Consider the following 24,851-nt stretch of genomic DNA (forward strand, 5'->3'; position numbering starts at 1 on the left):
TCGGCAGGGCCACCCCGATGATCGAGGTGTCCATGATGACCATGAACTGCGCGGCGGCGATGAGGGCGAGCGCCCACCACCTGCGCCGGTCCGACTTATCCACACTGGACATTTCTTATACTCCATACCGGTAGGGGGTATCGAGAAGACAGACGACTACCCTGCGAAAAAAAGATTCGATGTGGCCGCGAGGATCCGCGGCCACTGCTCACTCAGTGGTGGTGATGACCTTCGTGGCCGCCACCGTGGTACTGGTGCACCACCGCGTGCCCCTTGCCACGCGAGATCAGCCACCGGTTGACCGGGACGGTCACCACGAACGCCACGGCCAGCGCGAAGGCGAGGCTGACCCAGAACAGCCAGCTCGCCACGCCGGCCTCCATCGCACCCGGCACGGCCAGCATCACGCCGTTGTCCACGATCTCCATCACGGCGATCGAGACGGTGTCGGCGGCGAGCGCGACGCGAATGGCGGTCCGCAGCGGCAAGCCCGACTTGAGCACCGGCCGGATGGTGAGCGCGTAGCCGAAGACGAACGCGAGCCCCACGGCCAGCGCGATCGTCGCCAGGTTCGACCAGCCCAGCGCCGTGCCGATCACCATGCCGAGCACCTCACCGATCGCACAGCCGGTGAGACAGTGCAGCGTCGCCGAAACAGCGAGCTTCGTCAGACTTGATTGCGCCCCAGTGTGATCCATGACCCGTTCCTTCGCCTTACCACTCGGCTCACATACCCTGCTGGGGTATGCCGTGTGAAGATACGCTCATACCCCCCGAGGGTGTCAAGGCAATTTGCCGGAAGATCGACAGTGGGCGTCATCACCATCGAGGCACACATCTGCCCCAGCCCTTCAGAGCGCGGGTGTCCTGGCCTCGCTTCGCCGTCACCCACGACTCCACCCCGTCCAGGAACGACTGGAGGACGTCGGGCGTTCGTGCTGTCGCTTACTTGAGCGCCTGGCGAAGCGTGAACGTGCCGCCGCTGTCGGTGGAGGCGTGGATGGCGGACTCCGTCGCGACGTACACCGCGGAGCCCTTGGCGGCAAGCGCTGCCGGCGTCCCGGTGACCCGGCCCTTTGCCGTCCACGTCGCGGCGGAATCCCCACTCACGTGCACGATCCCGTCCACCCCGACACCGAAGACGACCTCACCCTCGCTCCAGTCCAAAAGCACCAGTCGCGGGCTGCCCGCCGCGGGTGCGAACGTCCTGCCGCCGTCCGTGCTCCGCTCCAGACCTTCTCGCGTGGTGGCCAGAACGACGTCCGGGTCAGCAGGGCTGACCGTGAAGTCGGCCATCGCGACGCGGCCGCGGGTGTCCCAGTCGCGTTGGTTCTCGCTGACCATGAGCTGGCCGTTCTGGCTGTTGTAGCCATACACGCGGTTGTGTTTCACCTCCAACGAGTGGAAGTCGGCCGCACCCTTCAAGGAGAGCGTCTGCCAGGTGCGGCCCGCGTCCTTACTCTCGATCAGACCGAGGTGCGGCGCAGTACCCGGTTCGGGCCGATCGGGATGACCGCTGCCGAGAAAGTGGTTGGGACCCACCACCACAAAGCCCATGGTGTCCTGCGCGCGGTCACCGACTCGCTCGGGAGCCTTGTCCGCGGGCACGGTGAAGACGCCGAAGTGACTCGCCGCGTACAGCGTGCCGTCAGCGGGGTTGACGCCGAGACCGTGCACGTGCGCGAGAGTCGCCGGAGGAGCGGGCGGCTCCTGAGTTGCCGGTGTGGGGTTCGCGCAGGCAGCGGTGAGCAACAGGACCGGGACTACCAGTTTCCACATGCGACTCATGCGATCCGCACTCCATGCTGTTGCAACCACGCCAACGGATCGAGCTTTCTCCCCGCCGGGTCCCAGATCTCGAAGTGCAGGTGCGGGCCGGTGGAGATGCCGCGGTTCCCGACCTGGGCGATGACCTGGCCGGCGCTCACCTTCTGCCCTTCGCGCACGGCGTAGCTGTTGATGTGGCCGTACACGGCCGTGGTGCCGTCCGTGTGCTCGATCTTGACCCACAGGCCGAAGCCGCTGGCCGGTCCCGCGTCCGTGACGACGCCGTCCATGACGGACCTGATCGGCGTGCCGATGCGGTTGGCGATGTCCAGGCCGTAGTGCGTCGTTCCCCACCGGGGACCGTAGTTGGAGGTGATCGTGCCCTGCGTCGGTGCGAAGACCTTGATCTTCCGCGCCTGCTCCGCCTCGTACTCGGCCTTGCGCTGTGCGGCCGCTGCGGCCTCTCGCTGTGCGGTGATGCGCAGGCTCTTGTTGAGCTGCTCCACCTCGTCGTGGCCAGGCCGGCGAACGCCCAACAGGTTCGGCCCGGCGTTGGCACCACCGACACCGTCCACACCGGACAGATTGGCCGACAGCAGGACCTGGTCCTGTGTTTGGACAGGCGCGCTCTGCGGGGCGACATCGACTTGGAACGCTGCCGCTGCGGCACCAGCGGCAATGCCGGTGATGAACAGGTGAGTCGAGAAGCGGGTCGATCTGGCGGTTCTCGCGTGTCGGGACATCGAGTCAGCCGACGATCCGCCGGGCGCCGATGTAGTGGCCGTCACCGCGGATCGCACGCACGTCGACGAGCTGTCCCTCGGTCGGCGCATCCACCATCTTGCCTTCGCCGACGTACATGGCGACGTGGTGGATCGCGGCCGGGTTGCCCGTGCCGTCGTCGTAGAACACCAGGTCACCGGGCTGGAGCTCGTTCTGGGCGACCGGCCTGCCGACGCGATACTGGTCCACCGCCACGCGGGGCAGCGTGACCCCTGCCGCCGCGTAGGCCCACTTCGTCAGACCGGAGCAATCGAAGGCGTTCGGACCGTTGCCGCCCCACTGATACTGCGAGCCCCGCTTCGACAGGGCCGCCTGCAAGGCGGTATTGGCCGCACCGGGAGGCCCGAGGTAGGTGCCGGTGTCCTTCACCTGACCGAACCCGAGCCCGGCCTTCTGAGCCGAACTGAGGTTGTTCACCGCCTTGCGGAGCTCACCGATGCGGCCGTCCAGCTCGGACTTGCGCTTCTTGAAGTCCTCCGCGACTGCCGCCGCCTCGCCAGCCGCTTTCTCGGCGCGCTGCTGGACCTCGTTCGCCTGCGCCACGGCGGCCGCCAGCTTGTCCATCGACTCCGCGTTGTCGGCCGCCAGCATCTCGAGCGCGGACATGCGGTTGAGGAAGTCCTGCTGGGAGTCGCTGACGAGCAGCGCCGACAGCCCATTGAACCGCGCGCCCTCGAAAGTCGCCTCGGTGAGCACGTCGACCTGACCGCGCAGCTGCTCCTCGGCCTGCCTGGCCTGGTTCAGGTCCGCACCGGCCGTGGCCAGCTCGGCCTTCTTGGCGTCGAGGTTCTCCTGAGCCTTCAGCACGTCGTCGTTGAGCTTCTCCGCCTGCCCGCTCAGCTCCTCGTACTGCTCGACCGGATCGCCTGCGGGCTGGGCACCAGCCGAACCCGAGTTGCTGCCGACCACCGCCAGAACCGCCGCAGCCGCCAGTGCACCTCGCGTGCCGAGCTTGAGTCGATGCGACGTCACGTCGCGTTACCTCCGTAGTCGGGAACAGGCCTCCCCCGATGCCTTGGCGCAAATTACGGCAACATCACGGCGTTGTCTACTAGATGACCTAGTAGATCACGAGTGTGATCCGGAACACGGAAGGCTCGCCATTCTCCCTGCGACTTCGGCATTCACGTTTGACAGCGAACGTGGCCGTGCATCGCCACGCCATGTGGATCGTCCAGGGCAAATACGGCATTACAGGTGATCATGTGTCCACTATGGACACGATTGAGCGATTCCCGCCCGTATCACGAACGCGATATGTTCGTAACCGTGCGGATCCAGACGACGACACTCAGTGGCGTCCGATCGACGGCGTTGGCCGTCGTGCTCGCCGTGCTGTCGTTCTTCGTCTTGAGCACGTTCTGCTCCGCAGAAGACCATGCGCACAGGCCCAACCACGCGCATGCCGCGGAACATGCGCCTTCCGACCATTGCCACCACGACCGCGAGCCTGTCCACCGCAAGGCCGCGCTCGACCGTGCTCTGCATCGCCCGGACGACACGGCGTGGCAGGTGCAGTTCACTCACGATGTTCCGGCCAGTCCCGACAACAAGACCTTCACCGTCCCCAGTGGACTCGACACCGCTTTCTGGGCCGGCGCAAGCGGTCCGCCCAGACCGGGTCGTCAGCTCCTGGTCCTCCTCAGCGTCGCGCGGAACTGATCAGCGCGCAGCAGTGCAGGCGAAGTCCCGGCAACAACACCGGTTTCGCCAGTTCGTGCTGCTCACGGTCGTCTCTTCCGAACCACGCGCACAACTTTGAGGACACCATGCTCGTCACCCAGGGCCAGCCCAGCACGCTGGCCGTTCCTCCCGCACGCATGCTCACGTCGTCGTCCGCACCGCTCTGCCACACCCCGGCATCGGTCGTCGGCAACACCCCGGTCCAGTGGATCGACGACCTGTCCGGCCTGTCTCCGCACGGGTTCTGGGCCAAGCTCGAAGGCTTCAACCCCGGCGGCATGAAGGACCGCCCGGCACTGCACATGGTCGCCAAGGCTCGTGAACGAGGTGAGCTGGCACCCGGCGGCACCATAGTGGAGTCGACCAGCGGCACCCTCGGCCTCGGGCTCGCGCTCGCGGGCATCGTCTACGGCCACCCGGTGACGCTGGTCACCGACCCCGGCATGGAACCGATCGTGCAGCAGATGCTGCAGGCGCACGGTGCCCACGTCGATCTCGTCCCGGCGCCGCATCCGGCCGGTGGCTGGCAGCAGGCCCGGCGTGACCGCGTCGAGCAGATCCTCGCCGAGACGCCCGGCTCGTACTGCCCGGACCAGTACAGCAACCCGGACAACGTGGCGGGCTACGAGTCGCTCGCGTTGGAGCTCGTCGCGCAACTCGGCCGCGTCGACGTGCTCGTGTGCTCCGTCGGTACCGGCGGGCATTCCGCAGGAGTGTCACGCGTACTGCGGGAGTACTTCCCCCACCTGCGGCTGGTCGGCGTCGACACGATCGGCTCGACGATCTTCGGCCAGCCCGCGCGGCCCCGGCTCATGCGCGGGCTGGGATCCAGCATCTTCCCTCGTAACGTCGACTACGCGGCGTTCGACGAGGTGCACTGGGTCAACCCCGCCGAGTCCGTGTGGGCCTGCCGCAGACTCGCCTCTCAGCACCACGCCAGCGGAGGGTGGAGCGTCGGCGCGGTGGCGGTCGTGTCCAGCTGGCTTGCCCGCACCCACGAACCCGACGTCCGCATCGCGGCGGTCTTCCCGGACGGCCCGCAGCGATACTTCGACACGATTTACAACGACACCTACTGCGCCGCGAACGGCCTGCTCGTGACGGCTCCGAGTCCTGATCCGGAGGAGATTCTCGCTATGAGCGATCGCGAGGTCACCGCGTGGACGCGCTGCCGGAGTGTCGCGGACCCGACGAGGCATCAGTCGTGACGAACATCATTCGGCAGTTCCGGTCGTTCGACCGGCCGGTACAACTGCTGCTGCTCAACCAGTTCAGCATCAACGTCGGCTTCTACATGCTGATGCCCTACCTCGCCATCTACCTGTCCGGCGAGCTCGCGCTCACCGGTGTGGCGATCGGGCTCGTCCTGGGCGTGCGGAACTTCGCCCAGCAGGGCATGTTCCTCATCGGCGGCACGCTCGCGGACCGGGTGGGGTACAAGCCACTGATCGTCGCCGGTTGCGCCCTGCGGACCGCGGGCTTCGGACTGCTCGGCTTCGTGGACACGCTGCCCGCGCTGGTCATCGCCTCGGCGGCGACCGGGTTCGCCGGCGCCCTGTTCAACCCGGCGGTGCGCGCCTACGTGGCGAACGACGCCGGGCCACGGCGCGTCGAGGCGTTCGCCTTGTTCAACGTCTTCTACCAGACCGGGATACTGGTCGGCCCGCTGATCGGGTTGGTGCTGACGGGCGTCGACTTCTCGCTGACCTGCGCGGTCGCTGCCGTTGTGTTCGCGGTGCTCACCGTGTTGCAGATCAGGTCACTCCCAGCGCGCAAGGCCGCTACTCGCACCGACAGTTCCGTGCTCCAGGATTGGCGCGGCGTGTTCGGCAACCGCAGGTTCGTCCTGTTCGCCGTCGCGATGATCGGTTCGTACGTGCTGTCCTTCCAGATCTATCTGGCGCTCCCGCTGGAGGCACGCCACGTCGCAGGTGACGGCGTCGGCGGTACCGTGCTGGTCGCCGCGTTGTTCGCGGTCTCCGGTGTGCTGGCCATCGTCGGACAGCTGCGCGTCACCGGGTGGTTCCGGCGCAGGTTCGGCACCGACAGGTCGCTCGTGATCGGGGTGTTGCTGATGGCTGCGGCCTTCCTGCCGCCGGCGCTGCCCACACCGTCCACAGGGGTGGTGGCGTACGTCCCGGTGCTGCTGTCCGCCACGTTGGTGGCGTTCGGCACCATGGTGGTGTTCCCGTTCGAGATGGACACGATCGTGGCGCTGTCCGGCGATCGGCTGGTCGCCACCCACTACGGGCTCTACAACACCGTGGTGGGCGTCGGCATCCTCGTCGGAAACCTCTTCACCGGCACCGCGCTTGACCTGGCGCGGGCAGCGGGGGTGCCTGCGTTGCCGTGGCTGGCCCTGACTGCGCTCGGGTTGTTCTGCGCCTGGAGCCTGCACGCGCTCAACCGCGTGCCTGCTGCTGTTGAACCGGTTGGGGCGGTGACCCGTACAAAGCAGTGATGCGACCTACTAGGTACGGTAGTTACATGGCCCCGGGCACGCATGGCAGGACGACCCACTGGGTCCTGCTGTGCGTGCTGTTCCTCGGCGTTGTCGGAATGCACCACGTCAACGTGAGCAACGACATGTCGCCCACGCACGGGTCCATATCCACGAGCGCTCACCACGCGCCGCCATCCGAGGATCCAGCACCGCAGCCGACGCACGAGATGCTGCACCTGTGCGTCGCTGTGCTCTGCGCCGTCGCGTCGCTGCTCCTGCTCGTGTGGCTGCTGTTGCGCGCGGCACGCCCGATCACGGGTCGCGTCCTCGCGTCGGCGGCGTGGCCGCGCGCTCCCGGCCGACCGCCACCCAGAGGCGGTCGCGACTTACTCAGTTCCCTGTGCGTGTTGAGGTTGTGATCAGCCCGGTCCCCAGAGGCAAGTCACTTTCCCAGCACAGAAGGAAGAACCACCGATGATGAAGTCTCTGATCGTCGCCGGCTTCGCGACTGTCGCCCTGGTCGCCGGGTGCAGCGGCGGTAACGACATGGCCGGCATGCAACACAACTCGACCGCTGCGTCGACCCCGGCTTCCGGCCAGCAGGCGGCGGACCACAACGAGCACGACGTGCAGTTCGCCCAGGAGATGATCGCCCACCACCAGCAAGCGCTGGACATGGCCAAGATGGTCCCGGGCAAGAGCACGAACCCGAAGGTCACCGATCTCGCGAAGCGCATCGAGGGTGCACAGGACCCGGAGATCAAGACGATGACGGCGTGGCTCTCCAAGTGGGGTGCCTCTCCGACGGCATCGTCGATGCCGGGAATGGACCACGGCTCGATGGGCAGCGGCAACGGCATGATGACCGCCGAAGAGATGGCCAAGCTCGAAAAGGCCACGGGTGCCGAGTTCGACAGGATGTGGATGGAAATGATGATCAAGCACCATGAGGGTGCGATCACCATGGCCAAGACCCACATCGAGAAGGGCAGCAACGCCGACAGCAAGAAGCTCGCCCAGGAGATCATCACCGCACAGCAGGCTGAGATCACCGAGATGCAGGGGCTGCTGAAGTAGCAGCCACAAACGTTCAGGCCGGGGCAGAGCGATTCGACCCCGGCCTGAACGCTGTTCTCACCGAGTCTGGGGGATTTCCTCGGCGAGGATAGCGGCTGGAACGGGGACCCCAGCCGCCACCTACTATAGCGAATCGTAGTCAGATCCAGCTCCTTCTGCCGTATCCTCTCCGTCAGGAGGAACGATGCACGGACTTGGTGAGTTGGAAGCCGCGGTGATGGACGTGCTGTGGCGAGAGCAGCCGCTCAAGGTGCGCGATGTGCTCGACCGGCTCGAAACGGGAAAGAAGCTCGCGTACACGACCGTGATGACCGTGCTCGACAACCTGCACCGCAAGGGTTGGGTCACTCGCGAGCTCGAAGGCAAGGCCTACCGGTACGAGCCGGCGCTGAGCCGCGCCGAGGCAGCCGCCCGCACGGTCCGTGACGTCCTCGTCTCGTCGGGTGACCCTGAAGCCGTGCTGATGCACTTCGCGCAGTCGGCGACGGAGCGCGAGTCCGAATTGCTGCGCCGAGCACTGCCGAAGAAGAAGAGGTCGTCCGCCTCATGACGGTCGCGGTCTCACTGCTGATCGGCGCGGCGCTGATGAGCTGGCTCGCACCCACAGTCCTGGCCCGCCGGGTGGTCAACGGCGGCGATCCACTGGTCGCGGTGGTCGCGTGGCTGACATCAGCGGCGGCTGTGGCTCTCACCACGCTTGGTGGCGTCGTCCTCCTCCTCCTCCCGAACCACGGGTTCGGGGAGACACTGCTCGCTGCGCTGGGCGACTGCTGGTCCTCGGTCCGGCACGGCACTCCGCCCAGCGTCGAGGCGGTCAGTGGCGGCGTGGGCGCCTTGCTGCTGCTCGGCTTGGGCGTACGTCTGGTCGTCGGCGCGATAGGCAGTGCGCGACGACGAGCGCGCAGACGTGCCGACCACCTCGCGGTCCTGCGCATCGCCGCACGTCGCGATGGCGCGACGTTGTGGCTCGAGCACGACGAACCGCTGGCGTTCAGCCTCACCGGGCGACCTGGCGTCATCGTCGCCACGGACGGCCTGGCCAGGAAACTCACCCGTGCCCAGGTTGACGCCGTACTCGCGCACGAACGCGCCCATCTGACCGGGCGCCACCACCTGATCGTCGCGGTCGGCGAGGCGATGGCCAGCGCTTTCCCGTTCCTGCCGCTGTTCAAGCTGGCACCTGGCATGCTGCGTGAGCTGGTGGAACTGGTCGCGGACGCGGCGGCTGTCCGCGAATGCGGCGCGGACGCGGTGCGGAGCGCCCTGCTCAAGGTGTCGCGCCACGGTGCGCCGGGCACGGCACTGGCGATGAGCGGCACCTCCATGGACGTGCGCGTCGAGCGCCTGCTCGACGGACCCGCGCCGGCGAGCCGACGCCGTCAGCTGTTCTCCTGCGGGTTGGCAGGCGCTACCGCGATGGTTCTTCCCGTCCTGGTCGCCTCGGGCACGATGCTCGCCGTCGTCACCGTGGCTTGTCCCGCCTGACCAGCTCGTTCACCGGTCGGCTGGCTGCAGCCGCGCCATCTCGGCCATGACCAGCCACCGTCCGTCAGGTTGGCGACGCAGCGTGACGAACGTGTCGCGGAGTTGGCCGTCGCCTGATCGCCACGTCGCCTTCGTGGTCGCCGCCGACTGCTCCTCGTTGCCGACGGCCACCTCCACGCTGATCACGACCGCCTTGCCGGCCGCCTCTACGACCAGCGAGCCACGTGGGTTGTCGGGGTTCTCGGGCGCGAGATACGGCAGCACTCGGCGGTTGGTACGGCCGATCTCGTCCGGCTCGGCCGAGTGCGCTGCCTCGACGTAGGCCTTCGCCACGGACCGGGGATCGGCGAAGTTCGTGCCCGCTGACGGTGTACCGGAGAGAGGTGCCTGCGGTGTGTCACCTACCGCCGACCGGACCGCGGGTCCGACGGGTTCTTCGGTCTGCGACGGCGGCGGCGCAGTGGAGGTGACCACCGGTGCCTGCTCTCCACTGGTGTCCGTGTCGATCAAGCCGGACATGACCAGCAGACCGCCAACGGCCAGCACGGCGAGTAGAACGCCTCTTGGACTGCCGGCTGCCATCGCGTTGCTCCTCGTTCACGCGGTGAAGCTGATGTGCAGGTGGTCGTAGTGACCGCCAGTGGGATTCGTGACGTCGTACACGCCCGCGCCGGTGTACTTCTCGCCCCAGCCGCCCTGGTCGCCGGTGGTCGGATCCCAGTAGCGCCCCTGCCAGATGATGTAGCGGATCTTCAGCGGGCCCGCGTAGGCCCGCGTCCAGGAGGCCATCCGCCAGCCTGCCGCGAGCCGCTCTCCCGCGGGGAACACGCCGAACCGGTCCGGGAACAGGTCACACGCCTTGCCGGTCGGGTGGTCACTGAACGGTGTCTCCGGCCGCGCGCCATAGCAGGTGACCGAGGCGATCTGTGGCCCGAAGGCGCTGCGGATCTGTTGCAACGCGTGGGCGGTGGCCGCGGTGAGGCATCCCGCTGTCGTGGGGTCGTCGACGACGCAACCTGTCGGCGGTCCGGCATAGGGCACCGGAGCGGGCAGCCCGGCAAGATCCGCGCCGCCTGGCACCGGTCCCCCGTCACCGGAAGGCGAGGCTTCGGCGGCGGCCCACTCGCGTTCGTACTTGCGGATGTTGTCGAGATAGCGGCGGATGAGCGACACGCACGTGTCGCCACATCCCGCTTCGCCTGACTGAGGAATCCCGGTGCGACTCAACAACACCCGGCCGCATCCTGCGATGTGGCACACGCTCATCGCGTCGTGCGGATCGAGTGCTTTACCCGTCTGCTTGATGTGCGCGGTCATCCCGCGCAGGTTGCCGCACAGGAACTTGAGTCCGAGTCGCAGGTGGATCGCCGGATCGAAGATGTCCGCTCCGGAAGGCGGAGGAACGCTCGTCCAAGCCTGTCCGCCGAGGTTCTTCCAGTTCGCCTGGTTGATCTGGAGGAGGCCCGCCGCGCCGCCGTTGCTGTCGTTGCTCCACGCGGTCGGCCGCCAGCCGGACTCGGCCTGCACTTCGGCGATGACCCGCAACGGGTTGAGCTCCGGGCAGTCCGTGGCGACGAACGACGTGATGATCGGAGCCATTTCCCGGGCCAGTGGCGGGATCTTGGCGATGTCGAAAGTGGCTTGCCCGGTTGCTGCTCCGGCGACCGCGCCCTGGTTGCCGTTGCGGATCATGAAAGGCAGCACGAACACGGCCTGAATCGCCAGGAAGGCAGCCAAGGCGACCACGCACACCGCGAGCACCAGGTGCGGCACCCTCATGAAGCCTCCTGCCGGACAACAACCCGTGATTTACTATCACGAGTAGTACATCTGGTCCACTAGGCCCCTACGGGTGAACAGGCGACGGCCGTGCACTCACGCCGTCGCCACCGCACGATCACGGCCGTTGCGAGCACGGCCACCGACGCCAAGGCGAGCAGGGGTTGCAGCGGAGCCCAGACGCCGAGTGCGCCGGACACTCCCAGTAGCGCCATGACGATCTTGTTGCAGACGGGACACCCGACCGCGAGTGCGCTGAGCAGCGAGCCGCCGTAAACGCGGGCAGATCCAGCACGGTCCTGCTGACCATCCGGCCGGATACCCGCCCACACGGCCGTGAGGACTGCCGTGAGCACGAGCACGGGCGGCTCCCACCACCGGACCGGGGTCATGCGGGTGAACCACGGGTTGTCGATGACGTCGGTCGGCAAACCGACCACGGCAGCGCTCAGCGCCGCGCCGGTGAGGGCGCGAGCCCAACTCCACGACCAGGTCCGCACCTGAGCGTCGTCCATTGACACCCCCGCCGTATCTACTATCCACAATAGTAACCTACGCGGTGCCGCCGGCACGACGAAGAAGAATCCTGCCCCACCACACACCGACCGCGCCGAGCACCAGCCAGGCAGTCAGAGCGGCTATCGAGCGCGGCGATCCGAAGTCCAGCACGGCATCCCCCAGCAGCGCGGCGACCAACGTGGTCGGCACGAGTCCGAGAGCGGTCCCCAAGGCGAACAACACCGGACGCACGGCCGTCACCCCGGCGCCGTAGTTCGAGGCAGCGAACGGGATCACCGGCAACAGCCGCAGCACGAGGGTCGCGGCCAGACCGTTCTTCGCGAAGACTTCGTCCAGCGTGCGCAGGCGACTGCTGCCGAGCCAGCGTGCCACGGCCTCGCGCCCGAGCAGCCTGCCTATGCCAAAGGAGATCAACGCGCCGGCGGTGAACCCGATGATGGCGAGAGCCGCTCCGGGCAGGACACCGAACAGCAGGCCGGAGGCAGTGGCGAGCACAGGCTTCGGGAAGAACACAGCGGTTCCCCCGGCGCACAGCAACGCGAACGCGGCTGGCGCCCACGCACCTGCCCCACGAGTCCATGACCGGACCTCGTGCTCACCGGGCAGATCCACCACCAGCGAAACGACGACCAGGGCGACAACCAGTGCCCCAAGTGCGATCGCACGCACCTCACGCATGAACAACCCGCACTTTCGTCTGGTTCGGCCGTTCGATGGTAAGCGGAGGCGGTTAGCGCCTACGAACTCGGGTAGTAGGAGAGCGGCACATCAACACCAGCCTTCAGGAGGAACGATGACCAGACTGCGGACAGCCGCAGCCGCCCTCTCACTGGCCTTGCTCGCGACCTTGGGCGTGACCAGCGCACCCGCATCGGCTACCGGCGAGCCCGCCCCGGCGACCAATGCGGGAAGCTGCCGAAGCGCGGCTCGCATGCTGGACATGGCGAAGCAGTTCGCCGGCGTGCTGGACGACTACCGCGGCGCGACGCTCGAGCGGACGTTCATGGCGCAGATGATCCCGCATCACCAGGGCGCGATCCGCATGGCTGAGCTCGAACTGGCGCGCGGCGCGAAGCCTCAGGTGAAAGCGTTGGCCCGCAAGATCATCAAAGATCAGCGAGAAGAGATCGCCACCATGACGCAGTGGTTGCGCGACTGGTACGGCGTCACACCTGAACAGGCCGCGAGGCAGGCCCCGGCGCGTGCTCAGGAGCTGATGAGCGCGATGAAGCAACACATGGACGAAACCACCACCGAGCTGGCCTCCGTGCCGACGGGCAAGCAGTTCGACCGCGTGTTCATGCAGGCGATGATTCCGCACCACGGTGCGGCCGCGATCACCGCCTCGGTAGTACCGGACCGGGCCACTCACGAGGAACTCGCAGACATGGCGGAGACGATCGTGTCGACGCAGAAGCGCGAGATCCGTCAGATGATCCACTGGCTGGACGCGTGGTACGACGCGCCGCCCTGCGAACGTCGTTGAGCGTTGACCTGACGTATACCGTACGGGGGTAGTGCTCCGGTGTGATCCGGTCGCGGATGATCGGGTCACGCCCTATCCTCCACAGAGGGCCGGCCGTCGACCGAGCAGGGGGAACCGTGATCGGCGCAGTGGTGCTTCTGACGGCACTCGCCGGCGTGGTCGCCGCGCTGCTCGGCTTGACAACTCTCCTACGGCTCGGCCGCACGATCACCGAGGTGCGGCCGTTCCTGTCCGGCCACCAGCCCTCCGAGCACGCCGTCTCCCGCTACCACGTGCGGTGGTACACGATCACGATGATCTTCTTGGCGTTCGACATGGAAATGGTGTTCATGTACCCGTGGACACTCGTCGTCGCCCAGATGGGGACGCCCGCCGTGGTGGAGATGTTCATCTTCCTCGCGATCCTCGTGGCGGGCGTGTGGTACGCGTGGCGGGAAGGGGCGCTGCGGTGGACCTGACGTCCTGGCTGTTGCGCCGCACGCCGGTCCGCCCGCTGATCGCCGCCATGCCCGGAGGCACCTGGGCACGGGTCGCCGTCGAGCAGTTCGTCCGGCAGAACGGGTGGCGGCTCGCGCTCAGCCCGGCCGAGGCCAACGTGCTGGTCGTCGCGGGCCCGACCACAGCGGAGATCAGTCCGTACGTCGACCAGGTGTGGAGCAGCATCCCGGCTCCGCGGGTGCGTGTGCATGTGATGGACGGAACTGACGCCGAGCGAGCGCTGTCGTCGGTGGCCTCGACGTTGCACGATGTCGAACTGCAGCGCGGCGAGGCACAGCTTGCGCTGCGCAAAGAAGGGCTCCCGCAGTCGCGGCATGACCAGCACTCATCCGCGCACTCTTGCGGCGCCGCGATGCACGACGATCACGCTTCGGAGATGTCGTGCGGTGGCGCGATGGCGGACGAGCACGGCGGCCACGAAGACCACGGCGAGCATGAGGAGCACGGCGGACACCAACACGGTGGGCGCGAAGAGCACGGCGGCAGCCATCAGCACGGCGGGCACCACGGGCACGACATGAGCTCGATGGAGCTGCCAGGTGGCCTCTCGATGGCCGATCGCGGCGCCGACCGGGACGGCCTCACCCTCGACCAGCTGCACGTACCGCTCGGGCCGGTGCTGCCGGATTGGCCAGAAGGGCTCGTCGTGCACACCGTGCTGCAGGGCGACGTGATCCAGCAGGCACACGTCGAGGTCATCGGCGCCTCGCCCGCCGCCCACGATCGGCTGCCACTCGTCGCCCGGCGGCTCGACAGCGCGGCGCGGCTGCTGTCCGTGGCCGGATGGGCCGACGCGGCGGCACAGGCGCGTGTCCTGCGCGATGAGGCCCTGACCGAGCGCTCCAACGCCAACGACCTGAACCGCTGGGCACGGCGTGTGCGAAGGTCCAGGTTGCTGCGGTGGTCGTTGCGTGGGATCGGGGGTGCGCTGCCTCGCCTGCACCATTGGCTCGACGACATCGTGGCCGGCCGCGACACCGCCGGCGAGCCGGCAGCGCACGAGCTGGCGGCGTTGCTCACGGGAGCGGAGTTCGCTGCCGCGCGGTTGATCGTGGCGAGTGTGGACCCGGCGACGCACGAGGTGACGCACCATGCTTGAGGTGACGCCGTGGTGGGGAGCACTACTGTTGCCGGTGGTCCTTGCCCTGTTCGCCATTGCTGCGGCGTCGTTCGACTCGGTGCTCGCCACCGGCCGTGGAGCTGTTGCCGAACCGCTGCGAGCAACGGCGGGTCTGCTCGTTCAGCAGCGACGGCGCACGCTGGCTGCGGATTCCTTGCTGTGGCGGGGCGGTGCGGTCGCGCTGCTCGTCGCGGGGATCATGGCGGCGCTGGTGATCCCGCTGGGTTCGTGGGTGGTCTCCGACTTCTCGGTCGGCGTCGTGTGGTTCAACACGATGGAGGTCGTCGCCTGGGCGGCGGTGTGGCTGGTCGGCTGGGGCGCGAACTCGGCGTTCGGCCTGATCGGCGGTTACCGGTTCATCGCGCAGGGACTGGCCTACGAGCTGCCGCACATGTTCGCGCTGATCACCGCGGCGCTGGGCGCAGGTTCGTTGCGGGTCGCGGACATCGTTGCCGCGCAGCACGACCTGTGGTTCGTGGTGTGGATGCCGGTCGCGTTCGCCGTGTACCTGATGTCGGTACTGGGAATGGCGTTCTTCCGGCCGTTCGACCACGCCGTGAGTGGCGATGCCGCCGGCGGCGTGCTCGCCGAGCTGTCCGGTGTGGACCGTTTGGTGTTCGTCGCAGGCCGATGGTTACTGCTGACCTCCGGCGCGGCGATGGCCGTGCCGCTGTTTCTGGGCGGTGGGCAAGGGCCGTTGCTGCCCGGCTGGTTGTGGTCGGTGCTCAAGACCGCGGCGGTGCTCGGCTTTCTCGTGTGGGTCAGTCGGCGCGGCCCCACGGTCCGGATGGAACGGTTCCACGAGATCGCGTGGATCGTGCTGATCCCCGCAACCCTGGTGCAGGCGCTGGTCGTGTCGATCGTGGTGATCTGGTGATGGCGCAGGTGTTGTTCTGGCTGTGCGCGATCGCGGCCGTGGTGACCGGCATCGCGGTGTTCCGCGTGGACTCCATGGCCCGCGCGACGTTCGCGCTGCTCGCCTCCTTCATCTTCACGGCGGTCACGGTTCTGCTGCTCGACTTGGCCTATCTGGGCGTGCTCGTCATCCTCATGATGATCATGGAGATGGTCATCATGGCTGTCTTCATGATCATGTTCATGATGAACCCGGCCGGGTTGATGCCCATGACCATGGTGCACAACCAGAAGGGTTCGCTGGCGATCGCCGTCGGCACGTTCGTCGTGCTCGCCACGGGCGTCCTGCTGGTGCCATGGCCAGGGTCGGACCGGGCGCGCCCGGATGATCCGACGATGCAGCTCGGCGAGGCCCTGATGGGCTCGAAGATGCTGGTGATGATCGTGCTCGGACTGGCGCTGTTCGCCACGATGGTCGCCACCGTCGTGCTCGCCACCCATCGCGGTCGCTACGACCGGTATGGCGATCGGCTGGACCGCAAACGCCCTGACGATCCGGTGCCGGGAGGGATTGGCCGATGAGCCTCCAGGAGTTCCTGCTGCTCGCCTCGGCGCTGTTCAGCGTGGGGTTGTACGGAGCGTTGTCGCAGCAGTCCATCGTGATGATCATGATGGGGCTGGAGCTGATGATCAATGCGGTGATCGTGGGCGCCTCGGCCTTCTGGTACTTCGTCTCGCCCGACCGTCCGGACGGGCAGGTGGTCGTGCTGCTCGCGGTGACCGCCATGGCCGTCGAGATGGCCGTCGGGTTCGCCGTGACCACGGCGATCTTCCGCAGCCGGGACGTGGACATGACCGACATGGCCGCGGACCTCAAGGGCTGAGCGATGACACTGTGGCTGCTCGTCTCCGTCCCGCTGCTCGCGGGCGCCGGCTTGCTGGTCGCAGGCCGCCGAGCCGACCGGCTCGCTCCCGTGGCGGCGATCGTGGCAGCGGTGGGCTGCCTGGCGCTGGCCTCGTTTGCCGCGTACACGCGGCCGGTCGCGTCAGCATCTCTGCTCGAGGGCATCGCCTTCGGTCTTGCGGTCGACGGCTTGTCCGCGGTCATGGTGCTCACCGTGGCAGCGGTGCTCGTCGCTGTGCTGGTGTTCGCCGCGGGTGACATCGGCCGGCAGGCGCGGTTCTTCGGGCTGATGCTGCTGTTCGCGGGCGCGATGCTGGTCACCGTCACCGCCACGACGATGGCCTCGCTGCTCATGGCCTGGGAGATCATGGGCGCCACGTCGTACGCGTTGATCGCCTACTGGTGGCGCGACGAGCACCGGGTCGAGTCCGGCAACATCGCCTTCCTCACCACGCGTGCGGCCGACCTCGGGCTGTACCTGGCCGCGGGTGCGATGCTCGCGGGCGGAGCAGGAGGTCTGGCGCTCGCTGATCTTCCGCAGCTCACACCGGGATGGCGGGACGTGGCCGCCGCCGGCATCGTGCTGGCCGCGCTGGGCAAGTCGGCGCAGCTGCCGTTCAGCTTCTGGCTGTCGCGGGCGATGGACGGCCCGAGCCCGGTGTCGGCCTTGCTGCACTCGGCCACGATGGTGGCAGCCGGTGCGTATCTCCTGCTGCGGCTGGAGCCGCTGCTCGCCGCGACAGCCTGGGCGGCGGTACTGGTCGCGTGGGTTGGCGCGGCGACCGCCCTGCTGCTCGGCGCTGTGGCCGTGGTGCAGCGGGACCTGAAGCAGCTTCTCGCGGCCTCGACGTGCGCCCAGGTCGGGTTCATGGTGCTGGCGGCCGGCGTTGGCGGGGTCACCGCAGGCTCGGCACATCTGGTGGCACATGCTGCGACGAAGAGCCTGCTGTTCCTCTGCGCGGGCGCGTGGCTCACCGCGCTGGGTACCAAGGAGCTGACGGCGTTGCGCGGAGCCGCCCAGCGCTACCGCGTCATCGGACTGAGCTTCGCCGTGGGCGCGCTCGCCCTGGCGGGCGTGCCGCCGTTGTCGATCTGGGTGACCAAGGACGCCGTGCTCGCCGATGCGCTGCGCGACTCCCTGCCGCTGTACCTCGCCGGGCTCGCCGCGACGGTGATGAGCGGGCTGTACGCGGGACGTGCGCTGTGGCTGGTGTGGACCGGTGACAGCACTCGCGACGCACGCCCTGTCCCCCGTGCCCTGGTGTGGCCGCTGCCCGTGCTGGCAGCAGCTGCCGCGGTACTCGGCGTCCCCCTGCTCGGCCGGGCGGTGGCGTGGGAACTCGCGGTGTCCGGCGTGGTGGCGGCGCTGGCCGTCGGCGTGGCGATGAGGCTGACCCAGCGGGGCGACCGGCTCGCGAGCTCGACAGGAGTGCTGGCGGACTGGTTGGGACTCGAGCGCTTCGCACGCCGAGTGGTGGTCGTGCCGACGCTCGCTGTGGCGGGATGGCTGGCGAGGTTCGATGATCACGTCGTGGCGGGCAGTGTGCGCGCCTCGGCCGCCGTCGGCAGCGCCACCGCGCGGGTGGCAGGCCTGCGGATCGACGTGTCGCTGGACCGGGCCGTCGCCGGCGTCGCCGAGAACTCCCGGCGGCTCGGCCGGCTGGCTCGGCGCCCTCAAACTGGTCAGCTGCACCACTACTACGCCCAGGCGGTCGTCGTCCTCGCGCTGCTGGCGACGCTGCTGATCATCACTGGACGAGGGTGAGGTGAACGTGCTCAGCATCGTGGTCTTCCTGCCCGTGGCCGCGGCCGTGGCTCTGCTGCTGTTTCCGCGGATGAGTGACTCGGCGGTCCGGTGGACGTGGATCACGGTCACCGCCGTGGATTTCCTCCTCGTGCTCGGGTTGTGGATCGCCTCCCCTCCGGGTGACGGCTTCGCCTACGAGGTCGACCTCCGGTGGATACCGAGCGTCGACTCCGGTTACCACATCGGTGTCGACGGGCTGAGCATGCCGCTCGTGGCGCTGACAGCCGGTTTGTTCCTCGCCTGCGCGGTCTACTCGGCCCGCGAGACGCGGCGCGTGCGGTCGTTCGCGGCGCTGTTCCTGTTCTTGCAGACGGTGTGCCTGGGGCTGTTCGTCTCGCTCGATCTGATCCTGTTCTTCGTCTTCTTCGACCTGTCGATCGTCGGCATGTACTTCGTGATCGCGGGCTGGGGACACCGCGATGCGGCGCGCGCAGCACTCCAGTTCTTCCTGTACACCTTCCTCGGGTCGCTCGCGTTGCTGCTCGGGTTCATCGGGCTGTACCTCGCGGCCGCGCCGCACACCTTCGACATCGTGGAGCTGACCCGGCAGAACCCGTTGGCGGGCAAGGGGGTCACCGGTGCGTTGATCCTGCTCGCGCTCGGCGTCGGTCTGGCCATCAAGACGCCGACCGTGCCGTTCCACACGTGGTTGCCGCCGGCGCACACCGAGGCTCCGGCGGCCGGATCGGCGATTTTGGCCGGGGTGCTGCTGAAGATGGGCACCTACGGCTTCGTCCGCATCGTCATGCCCGTGCTGCCCGGCGTGTGGCGGCAGTACGCCCTGGTGTTCGTGATCGTGGGGGTGGTGAGCGTCATCTACGGTGCGCTGGTTGCGTTGGCGCAGCGGGACTTCAAGCGGATGATCGCCTACACCTCGGTCAACCACATGGGATACGTGGTCCTGGCCGTCGGCGCCGCCGGTCTCGTCGCATCCTCGGAGTCACAGGCACGACACCTCGCCATCACCGGCGCCGTCACGCAGATGGTCAGCCACGGCTTGATCACCGGCGCGCTGTTCCTGCTGGCGGGCGCGATGTGGGATCGGGGTGGGACCTACGACATGGACAGTTACGGAGGCCTGGCTGCACAGGCGCCCCGATTCGCCGGTCTGACCGGGCTCGCTGCGTTCGCGTCGCTCGGGCTGCCGGGGTTCTCCGGGTTCATCGCGGAGTTCCAGATCTTCACCGGGTCGCTCGGCGGTGCGCCGGTCGCGACCGCTTTGGCGTTCCTCGGAATCCTGATCACGGCAGCACTCTTCCTGCGGGTGTTGCAGCAGGTGCTGCTCGGTTCGCAGCGGTCGCCGTCCGGGAAGTTCGGTGACCTGACGTGGCCGGAGGCCGCGTCGATCGTGCCGCTGATCGCGCTGTCCGTCCTCATCGGACTGTTCCCGCGGCCGCTGCTGGACGCGATCGAACCGGCCGCCCGCACCGTCAGCGCGATCTTCGGCGGGTGACCGCGTGGAGATGATGAACGAGAACCCGGCGGCGCTGCTGCCGGAGATCTTCCTCGCCTTGGTCGCCGTCCTCGGCCTGCTGCTCGGGTCGTACCTGCCACGGCACCGTCAGTGGCTGGTCCGCGTGCTGTCCGCGGTCGCGTGCGTCGCGGGCATCGCGGTCACGGTGACGATGTGGTCCGGGATGGACCAGGCGGTGTTCGGCGAGAGCTACGTGATCGATGTCGCCACCAACGCGACGCGCGTGATCGTGCTGCTGGCGACGCTGATCGTCACCGCTCTCGCGGGTGAGGTGACCGGTTGGGCCAGGGAAGCCGAGTTCCACGTGCTCGTGCTGCTCGCGGCGCTGGGCACCGTGGTGCTGGCCGGTGCGGCGGACCTGATGCTGCTGGCGGCCGGGTATCTGCTGGCGAGCATCCCGCTGTACGCGCTGGCCGGGTTCGCGAAGGACAAGGCGGGCACCGAAGCGGCGCTGAAGTTCTACCTGCTCGGGGCGTTGCTCGGGGTGGTCACGCTCATCGGGGTCACGCTGCTGTTCGGTGTCGGCGGCGCCACCGGGTACACGGAACTGAGGCTGGACGAGGCGCCGCCTGCCGCAGTAGCGGTGGGCACCGTTGCGGTGCTCGCCGGTCTGCTGTTCAAGATCGGCGCGGTACCCGCCCACTTCTGGGTGCCGGACGTGACCGAAGGCGCACGGCCCGTAGTGGCCGCGTTCGTCACCACCGTGCCGAAGATCGGTGCGGTGGTCGCCACCTATCGCTTGGTGGCGGTGCCTCTGCGCGACGCCGGTGTCGATTGGAGCCTGTTGATCGCGGTCATCGCCGCAGCCACCATGACTCTGGGCAATCTCGCGGCGTTCTTCCAGGACAACGTCCGGCGACTGCTCGCGTACTCGACGATCAGCCAGGTCGGTTACCTGCTCATGGCGGTCGCGGTGGCCGGACGCGCTGACCTGGCACTGCCGAGCGTGCTGCTGTACCTCGCCGCGTACTCGATCACGAACCTGGGCGCGTTCGCGGTCGTGTGCGCACTGCCCTCCGCGGTGACGCTGGAGGACTACCGCGGCCTGGTGCGCGAGCGGCCCTGGCTCGTCGTCAGCCTGGTCGTGTGCCTGCTGGGACTGGTCGGCACTCCGCCGACCGCGGTGTTCGCCGGCAAGCTGACCGTGTTCACCGCCGCCCTCGACGGCGGACTGCTGTGGCTGGTCGTGCTCGGCGCGGTCAACACGGTCGCCAGCTTGTTCTACTACCTGCGGTGGGTGGTTCCGGCTGTGCGGGGTGAGGCTGCGGACGCCTCCGACATCCGCACTTCTGCGGCACGCATGGCGTACCTGCTGGCTGCGGCTTCGCTGGCCGGTGGTGTCCTGTCCGGGGTAGTGCTGCCGATGTTCGACGGCACTCTCCTCCAGTGACCGACCTCTCTCCCTACTACGGACCTTCGTAGGTGTTGTGACATGCTGGTGCCCGATGAAGCAACAGCTGCGCGAACGCCCGGCCGGTAGGCCGCTGGTCGCCAGGCTGGATCCGGTCCGCGGCCGTTCAGCCCGGCGCCCTCGTCGACGCCCGGTCCGAGAGTGGATCGTGGCGGGTGTCGCGGTGCTCACCCTGTTCGGACTCAGTGCCGTAGCCGTGCGTGACACCTTGACGCCCCCGCCCACCCAGACAGCGGCCCCGACCCAGGAGCTCGATCAGCCCAGTGCCGTCGCGCACGACCAGGCCGGGCACGCGCTCACCGGCCGCACGCCTCCCGCACCGAATCCCGACCCGAAGGTCTTCGACGTGGCGAAGGCATCCGCCGAGCTGCCACCCGGCGGAGACTTCACCATCCAGGGCGCGAAGAAGTGGACGGTCGTTCCCGGAACCAGTCCGGCGGTGGGCGGAACGAACCGCGTCACCTACACCGTCGAGATCGAGGACGGCGTGCAGCTCGTCGGCGGCTCCGAGACCTTTGCCACCGACGTCAGCACGATCCTGGCCGACCCGCGCAGCTGGATCGGCGATGGCAAGCACGGCTTCCAGCGTGTCGACTCCGGCAAGCCGGACCTGAGGATTCGACTCACCTCTCAGATGACCACGCGCGACGTGTGCGGATTCTCGATCCCGTTCGAGGGCTCCTGCGTCAACGGGGACAACGTGACGATCAACGTCGCGCGCTGGGTGCGGGGCGCGGTCTCGTTCCAGGGCGCACTGGTGGAGTACAAGCAGTACGTGGTCAACCACGAGGTCGGCCACGGCCTGGGGTACGACCACAAGTCCTGCCAGGAGAACGGCGTGCTGGCGCCCGTGATGATGCAGCAGTCGTGGGGTATCTCGAACGACTACCTCGCCGCATTGGGCACAGACCGGGTGAGCAAGGACGGCAAGGTGTGCAAGCCCAACGCCTGGCCCTACCCCACCGGCAAGTGATAGTCACTCCACATAGGACAGAACGGTCATCATCCCCGCCTCGCCGTGGTACACGTTGTGGCAGTGCGTGAGCCACTGACCGGGGTTGTCGGCCTCGAAGTCCACGATGAGTTCCCGACTGGGCAACACGATCGCGGTGTCACGGCGAGGACCGATCTTGCCGTTCGCCCGAACCTGGAACGTGTGGCCGTGCACGTGCATGGGGTGGAACATCTTCGACTTGTTCTGCATCCGCAGCCGCACGACCTGTCCGGAGCGGATCGGCAGCGCGTCGACCGGGTCGTAGGCCTTGCCGTTGATCGTCCAGGTGTACTTGTCGCCGGGGCCCTCCAAGACGAGATCGTGCGTGACGTCGGGCTCGCGCAGCGGCAGGGCGACGCTGTCCGCCGCACGGAGTGCGTTCATCTCCGGCACCACCAGCTTCGCCAGTTCCGTGGCGAGCGCTTCGCTGTCCGTTGACGCCGCCACTCCGGTGGACAGCATCACCTGAGCGAACTGACCGCGACCTTCGGCAAGGGCGAGCACGGGCACCGTCCGATCAGGCACGGTCACGACGCAGTCGAGCCGCTCCCCCATGCCCAGCAGTACGACATCCAGCTCCTCCGGCACCACGGGGAAGCCGTCCGCGTGGGTCACGGTCATCGGGACCCCCGGCACGCCGACCCGGAACGCGGTGTCGGCCGCCGCATTGATCAACCTCAACCGGATGCGCTGCCCCGGCTTGGTGGCGAACGTCTGCGCGGCCTTCCACACCTTGCCGTTGGCGAGCACGTGCGGATAGATGACGTCGCCGGCGTCACCCCCGAGCAGGTCGGACTTCGGCATGGCGGGCATGCCGGGCATCGAGCCGTGATCCATGCCGGGCATACCGTTGGCACGCAGCTCGTCGAACACGGCATCCGGCGTCCGGCCAAGTCCGTCGAGCCAGTCGTCGAGCACGACGACCAGCTCGGTGTCGTAGTTCCCGCCGTCCTCCGGGTCCTCCACGATCAGCGGCGCGTAGAGGCCGCGGTCGAGCTGCACACCCGAGTGCGGGTGGAACCAGTAGGTTCCGGGATCCGGTGCGGTGAACTCGTAGGTGAAGGACTGACCGGCCGGGATCTCGTCCTGGGTCAGGCCCGGTACGCCGTCCATGTCGTTGCGCAGCGCCAGGCCGTGCCAGTGGATGCTCGTCGGTTGGGACAGCTCGTTGCGCAGCTCGACGTTCAGCAGGTCGCCGCGCCTGATCCTGATTCCCTTGCCAGGGAGGTCTCCGTACGACCAGGTGCTAGCCGTGATGCCACCCAGGTCGACCTCGGACTGGACCGCGGCCAGCTTCACCGACGTCTTGCGCGCACCCGCGATCTGACGGGCACGTTCGGCGGCGGCCACCTTCGGCGAGTTGGGCCAGATGGGCATTCCACCGCCAGTGGATCCGCCGTTGCTCGCGCAACCCGCGAGGCCTGTCGCTGCCACGAGGCCGAAGCCCAGCCGGAAGAGATCCCGGCGGCCGATGGACGCGGGCTGAGCGGTCATGAGGTCCTCCAGAGTCATCTACTAAGATAGATAGTAGCAACTCTGGCGACGAACCTTCGACCACGACCACACGCATCGCCACCCTCCTATGCGTGCGCCAGGTCACAACAATACCCCTACCCCGTATGACCACAGGCCCTTGCACACCCATACCCCCCTTAGGTATAAAGGTGGCAAGCGCCCGTCGTTCCCCCGGTCAGTTGCGACCGGCCGCGCGACGGACCGATCGACAGGAGCGGTTAATGCACGGCTACACCGACAACAAGGACGCCCACCTGCGCCGCCTGAAGCGCATCGAGGGCCAGGTGCGTGGTCTGCAGCGGATGATCGAGAACGACGACTACTGCATCGACGTGCTCACCCAGATCTCCGCGGCGACCCGCGCTCTGCAGGCTGTCTCACTGGGACTGCTCGACGAGCACCTGAAGCACTGCGTGAGCGAGGCCATCACCGAGGGCGGCACCAAGGCGGACGAAAAGATCGCCGAGGCCAGCAACGCCATCGCCCGTCTCGTCCGCTCCTGACTCCCCCAGTCCCACCAGCACACGAGGAGCTCCCCCATGGCCGAGTCCACCTACACCGTCACCGGCATGACCTGCGGACACTGCGTCAGCTCGGTGACCGAGGAGATCAGCCGGATCGGCGGCGTGCAGAAGGTCGACGTCGAACTGGCCAGCGGCAAGGTGACCGTCACCAGTGACCAGCCGGTGACGCAGGACGACGTTCGCGCAGCGGTCACCGAGGCCGGCTACACGCTCGTCGCGAGCTGAAAGGACCTGAGATGAACACCGCCACGAAGGTGACCGCCTACGCGGGCGTGCTGGCGATCGTCTTCGGCGGCGCCTGGGCTGCCGGCGCCGCCGCCGGCCCGTTCGGCGGCGACGCGACCACGCCGGCCGCGATGGACCACGGCGCCGCGCAGCCCACCTCCGGCAACACCGGCGCCAAGCTGCCGCCCGGTCTGTCCGTCGCGGACAACGGCTACGTGCTGAAGCCGTTGCGGACCACCGCGACGGCCGGCGAGCAGCAGCCGTTCCAGTTCACGATCGGCACCGCCGACGGCGGCACCGTCACGAAGTTCGACGTGGAGCACGAGAAGCGGCTGCACCTCGTGCTGGTGCGCCGGGACGGTTCCGGTTTCCAGCACGTGCACCCGGAGATGGCCGCGGACGGAACGTGGTCGGTGCCGCTGACCCTGCCCGCCGCCGGCAGCTACCGGGTCTTCGCCGACTTCAAGCCGGAGAACGGCACCAAGACCACGCTCGGCACGGA

The 24,851-nt window shown here is 67.9% G+C and carries 28 protein-coding genes and 1 pseudogene; 20 read left to right on the plus strand and 9 right to left on the minus strand.

Annotated elements, in window-relative coordinates; genetic code table 11:
• Positions 1 to 212 precede the first annotated feature (212 nt).
• The 4 genes from BLR21_RS40690 to BLR21_RS40705 all read right to left on the minus strand — a co-directional run bounded on the left by BLR21_RS40690 (position 213) and on the right by BLR21_RS40705 (position 3,522).
• Complete coding sequence (locus tag BLR21_RS40690) at positions 213 to 698, minus strand: DUF4396 domain-containing protein (protein ID WP_090015415.1); 486 nt, start codon at positions 696 to 698, stop codon at positions 213 to 215.
• Positions 699 to 945: 247 nt separating this feature from the next.
• Entirely contained in the window at positions 946 to 1,788 is an 843-nt protein-coding gene (locus tag BLR21_RS40695; RefSeq protein WP_176930031.1) for a F510_1955 family glycosylhydrolase, read from the minus strand.
• The gene (locus BLR21_RS40700; protein WP_256335252.1) at positions 1,785 to 2,342 is read right to left on the minus strand and encodes a M23 family metallopeptidase; all 558 of its coding nucleotides are present in this window, start codon (positions 2,340 to 2,342) and stop codon (positions 1,785 to 1,787) included. The genes BLR21_RS40695 and BLR21_RS40700 overlap by 4 nt, the downstream gene beginning before the upstream one ends.
• Positions 2,343 to 2,514: 172 nt before the next feature.
• On the minus strand, positions 2,515 to 3,522 hold the full coding sequence (locus BLR21_RS40705) for an NlpC/P60 family protein (RefSeq protein WP_090015421.1): 1,008 nt from the start codon (positions 3,520 to 3,522) through the stop codon (positions 2,515 to 2,517).
• Positions 3,523 to 3,819: 297 nt separating this feature from the next.
• Here BLR21_RS40705 and BLR21_RS40710 point away from each other — a divergent pair, with 297 nt between their 5' ends.
• The 7 genes from BLR21_RS40710 (at position 3,820) to BLR21_RS40740 (ending at position 9,238) form a co-directional block, all read left to right on the plus strand.
• Positions 3,820 to 4,212, plus strand: a complete 393-nt coding sequence (locus tag BLR21_RS40710) for a hypothetical protein (RefSeq protein WP_143028130.1) — start codon at positions 3,820 to 3,822, stop codon at positions 4,210 to 4,212.
• A gap of 107 nt (positions 4,213 to 4,319) precedes the next feature.
• On the plus strand, positions 4,320 to 5,441 hold the full coding sequence (locus tag BLR21_RS40715; protein ID WP_176930032.1) for a PLP-dependent cysteine synthase family protein: 1,122 nt from the start codon (positions 4,320 to 4,322) through the stop codon (positions 5,439 to 5,441).
• A complete protein-coding gene (locus tag BLR21_RS40720; RefSeq protein WP_090015455.1) occupies positions 5,438 to 6,694 on the plus strand; it encodes an MDR family MFS transporter in 1,257 nt (418 codons plus the stop codon). Before BLR21_RS40715 ends, BLR21_RS40720 begins: the two co-directional genes overlap by 4 nt.
• A 26-nt stretch (positions 6,695 to 6,720) precedes the next feature.
• Complete coding sequence (locus tag BLR21_RS40725) at positions 6,721 to 7,095, plus strand: DUF6153 family protein (protein WP_090015425.1); 375 nt, start codon at positions 6,721 to 6,723, stop codon at positions 7,093 to 7,095.
• Between the two features lie 55 nt (positions 7,096 to 7,150).
• The gene (locus BLR21_RS40730; RefSeq protein WP_090015427.1) at positions 7,151 to 7,753 is read left to right on the plus strand and encodes a DUF305 domain-containing protein; all 603 of its coding nucleotides are present in this window, start codon (positions 7,151 to 7,153) and stop codon (positions 7,751 to 7,753) included.
• Between the two features lie 184 nt (positions 7,754 to 7,937).
• Positions 7,938 to 8,303, plus strand: a complete 366-nt coding sequence (locus BLR21_RS40735) for a BlaI/MecI/CopY family transcriptional regulator (RefSeq protein ID WP_090015431.1) — start codon at positions 7,938 to 7,940, stop codon at positions 8,301 to 8,303.
• Positions 8,300 to 9,238: a M56 family metallopeptidase gene (locus BLR21_RS40740; RefSeq protein ID WP_090015433.1), complete on the plus strand. Its 939-nt coding sequence runs from the start codon at positions 8,300 to 8,302 to the stop codon at positions 9,236 to 9,238. Before BLR21_RS40735 ends, BLR21_RS40740 begins: the two co-directional genes overlap by 4 nt.
• Positions 9,239 to 9,247: 9 nt before the next feature.
• Here BLR21_RS40740 and BLR21_RS40745 read toward each other — a convergent pair whose 3' ends face one another.
• Genes BLR21_RS40745 through BLR21_RS40760 form a run of 4 tightly spaced genes read right to left on the minus strand, consistent with a single transcriptional unit; the run spans position 9,248 to position 12,214 of the window.
• On the minus strand, positions 9,248 to 9,820 hold the full coding sequence (locus tag BLR21_RS40745) for a hypothetical protein (protein ID WP_143028131.1): 573 nt from the start codon (positions 9,818 to 9,820) through the stop codon (positions 9,248 to 9,250).
• Between the two features lie 15 nt (positions 9,821 to 9,835).
• On the minus strand, positions 9,836 to 11,017 hold the full coding sequence (locus BLR21_RS40750; RefSeq protein WP_090015437.1) for a lytic transglycosylase domain-containing protein: 1,182 nt from the start codon (positions 11,015 to 11,017) through the stop codon (positions 9,836 to 9,838).
• A 59-nt stretch (positions 11,018 to 11,076) separates the two neighbouring features.
• On the minus strand, positions 11,077 to 11,532 hold the full coding sequence (locus BLR21_RS40755; RefSeq protein ID WP_218131121.1) for a hypothetical protein: 456 nt from the start codon (positions 11,530 to 11,532) through the stop codon (positions 11,077 to 11,079).
• A 37-nt stretch (positions 11,533 to 11,569) separates the two neighbouring features.
• Complete coding sequence (locus BLR21_RS40760) at positions 11,570 to 12,214, minus strand: TVP38/TMEM64 family protein (RefSeq protein WP_090015439.1); 645 nt, start codon at positions 12,212 to 12,214, stop codon at positions 11,570 to 11,572.
• Positions 12,215 to 12,329: 115 nt separating this feature from the next.
• Here BLR21_RS40760 and BLR21_RS43050 point away from each other — a divergent pair, with 115 nt between their 5' ends.
• From BLR21_RS43050 to BLR21_RS40810, 10 genes are read left to right on the plus strand one after another with little or no spacing between them, the layout of a single operon-like run.
• Positions 12,330 to 13,022 (plus strand): DUF305 domain-containing protein, encoded by a 693-nt coding sequence (locus BLR21_RS43050; RefSeq protein WP_176930033.1) that lies wholly within the window; start codon positions 12,330 to 12,332, stop codon positions 13,020 to 13,022.
• 56 nt (positions 13,023 to 13,078) lie between these two features.
• Positions 13,079 to 13,480, plus strand: a complete 402-nt coding sequence (locus tag BLR21_RS40770; protein WP_090015460.1) for an NADH-quinone oxidoreductase subunit A — start codon at positions 13,079 to 13,081, stop codon at positions 13,478 to 13,480.
• A complete protein-coding gene (locus BLR21_RS40775) occupies positions 13,471 to 14,619 on the plus strand; it encodes a hypothetical protein (RefSeq protein ID WP_090015441.1) in 1,149 nt (382 codons plus the stop codon). Before BLR21_RS40770 ends, BLR21_RS40775 begins: the two co-directional genes overlap by 10 nt.
• A complete protein-coding gene (locus tag BLR21_RS40780) occupies positions 14,612 to 15,517 on the plus strand; it encodes an NADH-quinone oxidoreductase subunit H (RefSeq protein ID WP_090015443.1) in 906 nt (301 codons plus the stop codon). The genes BLR21_RS40775 and BLR21_RS40780 overlap by 8 nt, the downstream gene beginning before the upstream one ends.
• Entirely contained in the window at positions 15,517 to 16,077 is a 561-nt protein-coding gene (locus tag BLR21_RS40785) for an NADH-quinone oxidoreductase subunit J family protein (RefSeq protein ID WP_420843941.1), read from the plus strand. The genes BLR21_RS40780 and BLR21_RS40785 overlap by 1 nt, the downstream gene beginning before the upstream one ends.
• On the plus strand, positions 16,074 to 16,379 hold the full coding sequence (gene nuoK, locus BLR21_RS40790) for an NADH-quinone oxidoreductase subunit NuoK (RefSeq protein ID WP_030482226.1): 306 nt from the start codon (positions 16,074 to 16,076) through the stop codon (positions 16,377 to 16,379). Before BLR21_RS40785 ends, nuoK begins: the two co-directional genes overlap by 4 nt.
• A 3-nt stretch (positions 16,380 to 16,382) precedes the next feature.
• Entirely contained in the window at positions 16,383 to 18,164 is a 1,782-nt protein-coding gene (locus BLR21_RS40795) for an NADH-quinone oxidoreductase subunit 5 family protein (protein ID WP_090015447.1), read from the plus strand.
• Between the two features lie 7 nt (positions 18,165 to 18,171).
• The gene (locus tag BLR21_RS40800) at positions 18,172 to 19,659 is read left to right on the plus strand and encodes a complex I subunit 4 family protein (protein ID WP_090015462.1); all 1,488 of its coding nucleotides are present in this window, start codon (positions 18,172 to 18,174) and stop codon (positions 19,657 to 19,659) included.
• 10 nt (positions 19,660 to 19,669) lie between these two features.
• Positions 19,670 to 21,070: an NADH-quinone oxidoreductase subunit N gene (locus BLR21_RS40805; protein WP_338061096.1), complete on the plus strand. Its 1,401-nt coding sequence runs from the start codon at positions 19,670 to 19,672 to the stop codon at positions 21,068 to 21,070.
• 55 nt (positions 21,071 to 21,125) lie between these two features.
• Complete coding sequence (locus BLR21_RS40810; RefSeq protein WP_090015449.1) at positions 21,126 to 22,064, plus strand: DUF3152 domain-containing protein; 939 nt, start codon at positions 21,126 to 21,128, stop codon at positions 22,062 to 22,064.
• 3 nt (positions 22,065 to 22,067) lie between these two features.
• On the opposite strand, the gene BLR21_RS40815 is transcribed toward BLR21_RS40810, so the two are convergent.
• The gene (locus tag BLR21_RS40815; protein ID WP_090015466.1) at positions 22,068 to 23,579 is read right to left on the minus strand and encodes a multicopper oxidase family protein; all 1,512 of its coding nucleotides are present in this window, start codon (positions 23,577 to 23,579) and stop codon (positions 22,068 to 22,070) included.
• A gap of 242 nt (positions 23,580 to 23,821) precedes the next feature.
• Here BLR21_RS40815 and BLR21_RS40820 point away from each other — a divergent pair, with 242 nt between their 5' ends.
• The 3 genes and pseudogenes from BLR21_RS40820 to BLR21_RS40830 form a co-directional block, all read left to right on the plus strand.
• Positions 23,822 to 24,103, plus strand: a complete 282-nt coding sequence (locus tag BLR21_RS40820) for a metal-sensitive transcriptional regulator (protein ID WP_030482288.1) — start codon at positions 23,822 to 23,824, stop codon at positions 24,101 to 24,103.
• A gap of 36 nt (positions 24,104 to 24,139) precedes the next feature.
• The gene (locus BLR21_RS40825; RefSeq protein ID WP_090015451.1) at positions 24,140 to 24,349 is read left to right on the plus strand and encodes a heavy-metal-associated domain-containing protein; all 210 of its coding nucleotides are present in this window, start codon (positions 24,140 to 24,142) and stop codon (positions 24,347 to 24,349) included.
• A gap of 11 nt (positions 24,350 to 24,360) precedes the next feature.
• Positions 24,361 to 24,851: pseudogene (locus BLR21_RS40830) on the plus strand (hypothetical protein); the annotation flags it as partial.

It is taken from the genome of Lentzea albidocapillata subsp. violacea, assembly GCF_900100275.1.
In the GTDB taxonomy this organism is placed as follows: domain Bacteria; phylum Actinomycetota; class Actinomycetes; order Mycobacteriales; family Pseudonocardiaceae; genus Lentzea; species Lentzea violacea.